The organism is Roseibium sp., assembly GCF_050301095.1.
In the GTDB taxonomy this organism is placed as follows: Bacteria; Pseudomonadota; Alphaproteobacteria; order Rhizobiales; family Stappiaceae; genus Roseibium.
Genome location: NZ_JBNKYW010000037.1, coordinates 1 through 7,523, shown reverse-complemented (window position 1 = coordinate 7,523; position 7,523 = coordinate 1). Strand labels below are relative to the sequence as shown.

The 7,523-nt window shown below is 60.1% G+C and carries 9 protein-coding genes; 7 read left to right on the top strand and 2 right to left on the bottom strand.

What is annotated here, in order from left to right; translation table 11 throughout:
* On the top strand, positions 1–334 hold a 334-nt coding region (locus ACQY7U_RS02540; protein ID WP_428641642.1), incomplete at its 5' end, for an EVE domain-containing protein.
* A gap of 82 nt (positions 335–416) precedes the next feature.
* On the opposite strand, the gene ACQY7U_RS02535 is transcribed toward ACQY7U_RS02540, so the two are convergent.
* Positions 417–1,478 carry a Gfo/Idh/MocA family protein gene (locus ACQY7U_RS02535; RefSeq protein WP_428641640.1) on the bottom strand — a complete coding sequence of 354 codons (1,062 nt, stop codon included), beginning with the start codon at positions 1,476–1,478 and terminating at the stop codon, positions 417–419.
* Positions 1,475–1,942: a type II 3-dehydroquinate dehydratase gene (gene aroQ / locus ACQY7U_RS02530; RefSeq protein ID WP_428641638.1), complete on the bottom strand. Its 468-nt coding sequence runs from the start codon at positions 1,940–1,942 to the stop codon at positions 1,475–1,477. Before aroQ ends, ACQY7U_RS02535 begins: the two co-directional genes overlap by 4 nt.
* Positions 1,943–2,084: 142 nt before the next feature.
* Here aroQ and ACQY7U_RS02525 point away from each other — a divergent pair, with 142 nt between their 5' ends.
* From ACQY7U_RS02525 to ACQY7U_RS02500, 6 genes are all read left to right on the top strand, one after another.
* The gene (locus ACQY7U_RS02525; protein ID WP_428641636.1) at positions 2,085–2,768 is read left to right on the top strand and encodes a GntR family transcriptional regulator; all 684 of its coding nucleotides are present in this window, start codon (positions 2,085–2,087) and stop codon (positions 2,766–2,768) included.
* Positions 2,769–2,876: 108 nt separating this feature from the next.
* A complete protein-coding gene (locus tag ACQY7U_RS02520) occupies positions 2,877–3,893 on the top strand; it encodes a sialic acid TRAP transporter substrate-binding protein SiaP (RefSeq protein ID WP_428641634.1) in 1,017 nt (338 codons plus the stop codon).
* A 286-nt stretch (positions 3,894–4,179) separates the two neighbouring features.
* Positions 4,180–4,686, top strand: a complete 507-nt coding sequence (locus ACQY7U_RS02515) for a TRAP transporter small permease (RefSeq protein ID WP_428641632.1) — start codon at positions 4,180–4,182, stop codon at positions 4,684–4,686.
* A complete protein-coding gene (locus ACQY7U_RS02510) occupies positions 4,683–5,978 on the top strand; it encodes a TRAP transporter large permease (RefSeq protein ID WP_428641630.1) in 1,296 nt (431 codons plus the stop codon). The genes ACQY7U_RS02515 and ACQY7U_RS02510 overlap by 4 nt, the downstream gene beginning before the upstream one ends.
* Positions 5,975–6,847 carry a shikimate dehydrogenase gene (locus ACQY7U_RS02505; RefSeq protein WP_428641628.1) on the top strand — a complete coding sequence of 291 codons (873 nt, stop codon included), beginning with the start codon at positions 5,975–5,977 and terminating at the stop codon, positions 6,845–6,847. Before ACQY7U_RS02510 ends, ACQY7U_RS02505 begins: the two co-directional genes overlap by 4 nt.
* 47 nt (positions 6,848–6,894) lie before the next feature.
* A partial coding sequence (locus ACQY7U_RS02500; RefSeq protein ID WP_428641626.1) for a sugar phosphate isomerase/epimerase family protein occupies positions 6,895–7,523 on the top strand: 629 nt, incomplete at its 3' end.

The following is a 7,523-nucleotide window of genomic DNA, read 5'->3' as shown; positions in this document are numbered from 1 at the left end:
AACCCCGGGCGACCGGGTGATTTATTATTCGCCGACGGAAACCTATGGCGGCAAGGACAGGGTGCAGGCCTTTACGGCCTTCGGGGTCGTCCGCAAGGGCGTCCCCTATCTCGGGGAAATGAGCGGTTGCTTCCACCCTTGGCGGCGCGACGTCGACTGGCTCGACATTGTAGAGACACCCATCCACCCGTTGTTGGGGGAGCTCGTTTTCACCCGGAACATGCCGAATTGGGGCTATCAGCTCCGTTTCGGAGTGTTCGAGATCGGCAACGCGGATGCGGACCTCGTTTGCAGGGCCATGACGCAGACTCAGACAAAACTGAACTTCGCTTAACTCGTGCACAAGGCAGGTGCCGCAGTTCGGCGCCTGCCTTACCTCTGTAATGGATGACTACCGGGTTCAACTGACCGGAAGGCTACGGCGCTGCCATCAATTCATTTCCCGAGAGCGTGACAATCTCCCCTGATTGCACCGACCTCTGGATTGCGTCGATCACCTCCATCGACCTCAACCCCTCGCGCGCGGAAACAAGCGGAGCTTCCCGCCCTTGCAGAACGCCGACGAAATGCTCGATCTGGCGCACAAGAGGGTCCCCCTGGGCCTGCGGAAAGCGGCAGGCAGCAATCGGCTCCCACCAGCTGCGTTTGTCCGGATGATACCAGAGCTTCATGTTGGGCAGCTCCAGAGACCCGTGCGTTCCGCCAATGTAGTAACAGGACTGGCCGGTGACCGGGTAAGCCGGGTTTTCCGCCGCCGTCAGCTCCCAGCTCCACGGCGCGACCGCCGTGTCCGTCACGCTGACGGTTCCAAGCGCGCCATTGTCGAACTTCAGGAGAATCGCGCAGCTTTCCTCTACCGGATACCCGCGCACAAAACCGGAGGCCTGCGCCTGCACCGAGACCACCTCCCCGACCAGATGCCGCAACAGGTCGATATCGTGGATCAGGTTCAAAAGCACCGGACCGGCGCCGGCCTGACGGCGCCATTCCACATCGAAATAATCGTCCGGCTTCATCAGCCAGAACATGCCGTGGACTGTCACGATGGAACCCAGCGCCTTTTCGCTCAGCTTCTGTTTTGCCGCTGCGATCAGGGGATTGTGCCTGCGGTGATGACCGACAAGCAGCGGCACGTTTGCTGTTTCCGAGGCATCGGCAAGCCGCTGTGCTCCGGCAAGATCGGCAGCCAGCGGCTTTTCCACGAGTGCGGGAACACCGGCCCCGATGCACTCCAGGGCGTTTGCCACATGCAGCTGATTGGGAGTCGCGAGGATGATGCCGTCAGGCCTTGCCGCCGAAAAGAGTGCTTCCAGGTCCGGATACCAGGCGAGGCCCAGTTGCCCGGCCAGCACCCGTGCCGGAGCCGCCGGATCGACGATGGCCGCGAGGTCGGCGTTCCTGGCAGCCTCGATCGCTTCGATGTGGCGCTTGCCGATCAGGCCGGCACCAGCAACGGCGATGGATGCCCTTTTCGTCATGACACCGCGTCAGCCTCGGCAGCAGCCACCTTGATCAGGCTCGCCACCCGTTCGATGGCAAGGAGGTAACCTTGTGTTCCGAAACCGGCAATCACGCCGTCCGCGCGCAGAGAGACGTAGGAATGGTGCCGGAAACTCTCGCGTTTGTGCACGTTGGAAATGTGAACTTCGAACACCGGACCGTCGAAGGCATTCAGGGCATCGAGGATGGCGACGGATGTATGCGTGAACGCACCCGGGTTGATGACAATTGCCAAGCCGTGATCTCGCGCCTCGTGAATCCAGTCGATGATCTGGCCTTCCATGTTCGACTGATGGAAGCGAATGTCGAGACCGTGATGAGCCGCCTGCCCGCGGCACCTTTCCTCCACATCGGCAAGGGTCTCGTGCCCATAGATATGCGGCTGGCGCTTGCCCAGAAGATTGAGGTTGGGGCCGTTCAAGACGAACACTGCAGATGTCATGCGTCGGGATCCTCGATGTGAAAGGTTACTTTCCACCGGTTTTGGATTAGATATCAGTCGATGGGGCAACGTTTTTATAATTTCCTATATTTTGCAAAATATCCTATAATCCGAAATCGTCAAGAGGCATGCAGGAGCAGGAATGATTGAGGCAGCAGAAAACGATACGGTAGGAGACAACGCGTATCGCAACATCCGAAACGACATCATTTTCGGACAGCTGAAGCCGAGCGAACGCTTACGCCTCGAGCCGCTGCGCAAGCGCTACAACGTCAGCGTGACGACGCTTCGGGAAATCCTTAACCGATTGACTTCAGACGGTTTTGTTATCGCGGAAGGACAGAAGGGCTTCGAGGTTGCGCCTGTTTCCGATGACGATCTCAGGGAAGTTGCCGAATTGCGGATCCTGCTGGAAAGCCACGCCCTGAAACGGTCGTTTGACCTGGGAGACCTTGACTGGGAAGCCGGTGTCGTGGCTGCCTACCACAAGCTGCATGTTCTGGAAAAAAGGATGCTTGCCGGAGAAACCGCCGTGAGAGAGAGCTGGAAAAACGCCGACTGGCAGTTTCACCGGGCGCTGATTTCCGGCTGCGGGTCCCGGACGCTACTCGAAGCGCATGGAGCCGCATTTGATAAATATCTTAGATATCAAATGCTTACACTAACATTTCGGGGAGAGGAGGCCGCCAGGGAACACAAGCAACTTCTCGACGCAGCCCTGTCACATGACGCCAACACCGCAGGAAAGGTCCTTGAAACTCACATTCTTGGCGGCGTTGAGCACAGCATAGCAAACAGGGACCGTAATCAAGATAACTTAAAATAGCCTACAAAACAGAAAATATATGTTGAAACGAATTCAACTGCGTGTAATTGATTATGATGGAGTGGTCGGCCGAGGTTTCGCCGGCCAATCGCATTTGGGAGGAACCACATGAAGAATATTCTGAACCGCCGCACGTTCGTAGCGACAGTTGCGGCCCTTGCCGTTTCCACTTCCGCATTGGCCATGAGTGCCGCGAATGCCGCCGAAAAGGTCAAGCTGCGCCTGTCGGCCCCGGCATCGGCGACCGATCAGCGCGCCGTCGCATTGACCGAAGTCTTCGCCCCAGCCGTTGCCGAATTTGCGGAATTCGAACCCCACTGGAACGCGACGCTCTTCAAGCAGGGCACGGAGCTTGAAGCCATCGCGCGCGGCAATCTGGAGATGTCGATCACCTCCGCGCAGGAACTCGCCGTGTTCTTTCCCGAGTTCTCGATCTTCACGGCCGGCTACGTCCACCAGGACGCCGCCCATCAGGTAGCCGTCTTCAATGACGCTCTGATGGAGCCGTTCAAGCAAAAGGTGGAAGACGAACTCGGCGTAAAACTGCTTTCGGTCATGTATCTCGGCCGCCGCCAGGTCAACCTGAGACAGGACAAGGACGAACTGACCGTCAAGACGCCGGACGACCTCGCGGGCGTGAACCTGCGCATGCCCGGAACGGATGCCTGGCAGTTCCTGGGCAAGGCGCTCGGCGCGAACCCGACCCCCATGGCCTTCACCGAGGTCTACACCGCCTTGCAGACCGGCGCGGTTGACGGTCAGGACAACCCGCTGCCGACCGTGGTCGACGCGAAGTTCTACGAGGTTACCAACCAGATCATCCTGACCTCTCATCTGGTCGACCTGAACTACATCGCCCTGTCCAAGGCCGTGTGGGAGTCGCTCACGCCGGAGCAGCAGGCAACCGTTCAAAAGGCCGCTGACGACGCGGCCGAAGCAGGACGGCAGGCTCAGCTGAAGAAGGAAGAGGACCTGGTGTCCTTCCTGAAGGAGCAGGGCATGGAAATCTACGAGCCCGATGTCGCCGCGTTCCGCGACCGGGTCCAAGCTATGTATCTGGAAAGCGACTATGCCGCCAACTGGCCGGACGGGTTGCTGGACAAGATCAACGCTCTGGGCAACTAGGCCGGATCCACGATCCCGGCGGCAGGTCGGATATCTTTCCGGTAGCGACGTTTCAAAAACGCGCATCGGACCTGCCGCCGATTCCCTGGCCGTTTAGCAGTTCTTCCACACACCGGGCTCGGAAGGATGACACGGCAGCCTTCAATCGATGCGCCGGTCAGGCATCTCAAGTGTACAGGCACGATGAAGCCCTGAACTGCGTTCAGGAAGCGCCATGCCTTTGACCTTGCCGGCGCCGACCTAGCAAACTGGCCCAACGGAAATCCGGTTTCGCGGGGGGAGAGAAATGGCCAAGCTTACCAGGTGGGGAATGAAGTTCGGGGAGACGATTGCCGCCGCCCTGCTCGGGGCGATGTTCCTGACCTTCCTGCTTCAGATCTTTTCGCGCTACGTAATGGAGCAGCCTTTCGGCTGGACGCTGGAACTCTGTCTCGTTCTCTGGGTCTGGCTCGTCTTTTTCGGAAATGCCTTCATCGTCCGGGAGCGCGATCACGTCAGTTTCGACATTCTCTATCTTGCCGCCCCGCCGGGTCCGCGCAAGGTCATGGCGCTTGTGTCTGCCCTGGCCATCGCGCTGGCCCTTGCCTGGTCGCTGCTGCCGACCTGGGACTGGATCGATTTTCTGAAGATCAAGAAGAGTGCCACCCTGAAGATACCCATGCGAACGATCTACTCGATCTACGCAGTCTTTCTGGTGATCGTGGTGCTGCGCTACGTGTGGACCTTCGTTCATGTCCTGCGCCACGGTGCGCCTTCGGAGGCGCATGAAATTCATGTGGGGGAAGAAGGATGAGCCTTCAGCTGGCCCTTTGCCTTCTGACACTCTTTATGCTGGCGGCCATTGGCACGCCCATCGCCTATTCCATCCTGGTCGGATCGCTGGTCTATCTGGCGGTGGCCGGTCAGGATCTCGCCCTGGCGGGCGAACAGATCGTCGCCGGTCTCTACGAGAGCTTCGTGCTCCTCGCGGTGCCGCTGTTCATCGTGGCGGCGAACATCATGAATGCGGGGACGATCTCGGAAAGACTGCTGCGGTTCTGCGTGGCAACGGTCGGCCGTTTTCGTGGCGGCCTGGGCCACGTCAACGTGGTGGCCTCCCTGATCTTTTCGGGCATGTCCGGTTCGGCGGTGGCCGACGCGGCCGGCATCGGCAAGATCATCATCGACATGATGACGAAGAGCGGCCATTACACACGCGGCTACGCGGCTGCCATCACCGCCGCTTCCGCCACCATCGGACCGATCATTCCCCCGTCCATCCCGATGGTTCTCTATGCGCTCGTCTCCAACCAGTCGATCGGCTACCTGTTTCTCGGCGGAATTGTTCCGGGCGTGCTCATGGGGGCGGTCATCATGGGGATGAACACCTTCATTTCCACCCGGCGCGGCTTCGCCCACGAAGACCCGGTTCCCTTCAGCGAACTGCCTCGCCACACGCTCAACGCATTTCCGGCTCTGCTGATGCCCGCCATCCTGCTCTACGGGATCTACGGCGGCGTCACCACACCGACGGAAGCCGCCGCGGTCGCGGCCGCCTATGCCCTGCTGCTTGCCGGGTTGTTCTACCGGGCACTCACTGCCGGCGCGCTCTACAAGATCCTCGTGGAGAGCGCACGCTCCTCCGCCGCCGTCGGGCTGGTGATCGGCGGTGCGCTCATCCTCAACTACATCGTCGCGTCCGAAAACATCCCCAATCAGCTGGCCGGAATGCTGGTCGGTCTCGATGTGCCGCCGTTGGTGTTCCTGCTCGGCGTGAACCTCTTGCTGCTCGCGCTCGGATGCGTTCTGGACGCGACCACCATCATTCTCGTAATCATCCCCCTGTTCCTGCCGACCTGCCGGGAACTGGGTATCGATCTTGTTCATTTCGGCGTCGTCGCCGTCGTTAACTGCATGATCGGGCTGATTACGCCGCCCTACGGGATTCTTCTGTTCGTGATCAACGCGGTGAGCCGGATTCCGCTGCAGGAAATCATCGCCGAGATCTGGGCGTTTCTCGCAGTGCTGATCGCGGCCCTGATTGTGCTGATCCTGGCACCGGACCTGATCCTCTGGCTGCCGCGCATGTTCGGGTATCCGGGATGATAACGGACAGCCAACCTCTCGGGACACCCAGGACGATACTCGCGGCCCTTGTCGGCAGCGGCATCCAGCGCTCGCGCACCCCGGCGATGCATGAAGCGGAAGGATCCGCCAACGGCATCCGTTACGTCTACCGCCTCTTCGACACCGATCATATGGGCAACCCTGCGCCCTCGATCGGCGACATCCTGAAATCAGCTGAAATGTGCGGGTTTTCCGGATTGAATGTCACCTACCCCTTCAAGCAGCAGGTGATGGATCACCTTGATGACCTCTCCGGCAACGCGCGCGCTGTCGGTGCGGTCAACACGGTCGTTTTCCGCGAAGGCAGGCGCATCGGCCACAACACGGATCTTTGGGGGTTCGGCGAGAGTTTCCGACAGTCCATGGCCGGAGTGCGAAGGAAACGGGTCCTGCTGGTCGGTGCCGGCGGCGCGGGCGTCGCCGTTGCCTTCGCGCTGATGGAAAACGGCGTCGTGCATTTGTCAGTCCATGACAGGGACCTGAGGAAGGCCGAAGCCCTTGCCGAAGCTGTCTGCCGGCAGAAAGGCGCTGGATCCGCTTCTGTCGCCGATAACCTCAGCGCTGCGATCCGGGACGTCGATGGCCTGGTCAACGCAACCCCCGTCGGCATGGACAAGCTTCCCGGAACGCCCGTCCCCCCGGAACTGCTGGACCCCGCCATGTGGGTCGCCGACGTGATCTATTTTCCGCTGGAAACCGAACTCGTGCTGGCGGCAAAGGCAAAGGGCTGCCGGGTCATGGGCGGAGCGGGCATGGCCGTCTACCAGGCAGTGCGCGCCATAGAGCTGTTCACCGGCCTCAAGGCCGATCCGGACAGGGTTTCCGCGTGTTTTGCAAGGCTCGGATAACATCCGCGGTTTCCGGGCAAATGCGCGACAACAAGAGGACCGCGGCCATGAAGACCGCTATTGCCACCGTTTCGATCTCCGGCGACCTGAAGGAAAAACTGGTGGCCATCGCATCCGCCGGTTTCGACGGTGTCGAAATCTTCGAAAACGACTTTCTCGCCTTCGACGCAAGTCCGCGGGAAGTCGGGCGGATGGTGCGGGACCACGGGCTCGAAATTTCCCTGTTCCAGCCTTTTCGCGACTTTGAAGGCATGCCCGAACCGCAACGCACACGGGCTTTCGACCGGGCCGAGCGGAAGTTTGACCTGATGCAGGAACTCGGCACGGATCTTGTCCTGATTTGCTCGAATGTATCGCCGCTCTCTCTCGGCGGCATCGACAGGGCCGCAGACGACCTTGCCGAGCTTGGAGAAAGGGCGGCAAATCGCGGAATCCGGATCGGCTACGAAGCGCTCGCCTGGGGACGGCACGTCAGTGATCACCGGGATGCCTGGGAAATCGTACGGCGCGCCGATCATGCCAATGTCGGCCTGATCCTCGACAGCTTTCATACGTTGGCAAGAAAAATCGATCCGGACACCATCCGGTCGATTCCGGGTGACAAGATCTTCTTCGTGCAACTCGCCGACGCGCCGAAGATCGACATGGACCTGCTCTACTGGAGCCGCCACTTCCG

Bases quoted from the DNA above. Each gene is read 5' to 3' on its own strand.
- ACQY7U_RS02515 (WP_428641632.1), top strand. From the start codon at position 4,180: ATGGCCAAGCTTACCAGGTGGGGAATGAAGTTCGGGGAGACGATTGCC.
- ACQY7U_RS02510 (WP_428641630.1), top strand. From the start codon at position 4,683: ATGAGCCTTCAGCTGGCCCTTTGCCTTCTGACACTCTTTATGCTGGCG.
- aroQ (WP_428641638.1), bottom strand. From the start codon at position 1,942: ATGACATCTGCAGTGTTCGTCTTGAACGGCCCCAACCTCAATCTTCTG.
- ACQY7U_RS02520 (WP_428641634.1), top strand. From the start codon at position 2,877: ATGAAGAATATTCTGAACCGCCGCACGTTCGTAGCGACAGTTGCGGCC.
- ACQY7U_RS02535 (WP_428641640.1), bottom strand. From the start codon at position 1,478: ATGACGAAAAGGGCATCCATCGCCGTTGCTGGTGCCGGCCTGATCGGC.
- ACQY7U_RS02525 (WP_428641636.1), top strand. From the start codon at position 2,085: ATGATTGAGGCAGCAGAAAACGATACGGTAGGAGACAACGCGTATCGC.
- ACQY7U_RS02505 (WP_428641628.1), top strand. From the start codon at position 5,975: ATGATAACGGACAGCCAACCTCTCGGGACACCCAGGACGATACTCGCG.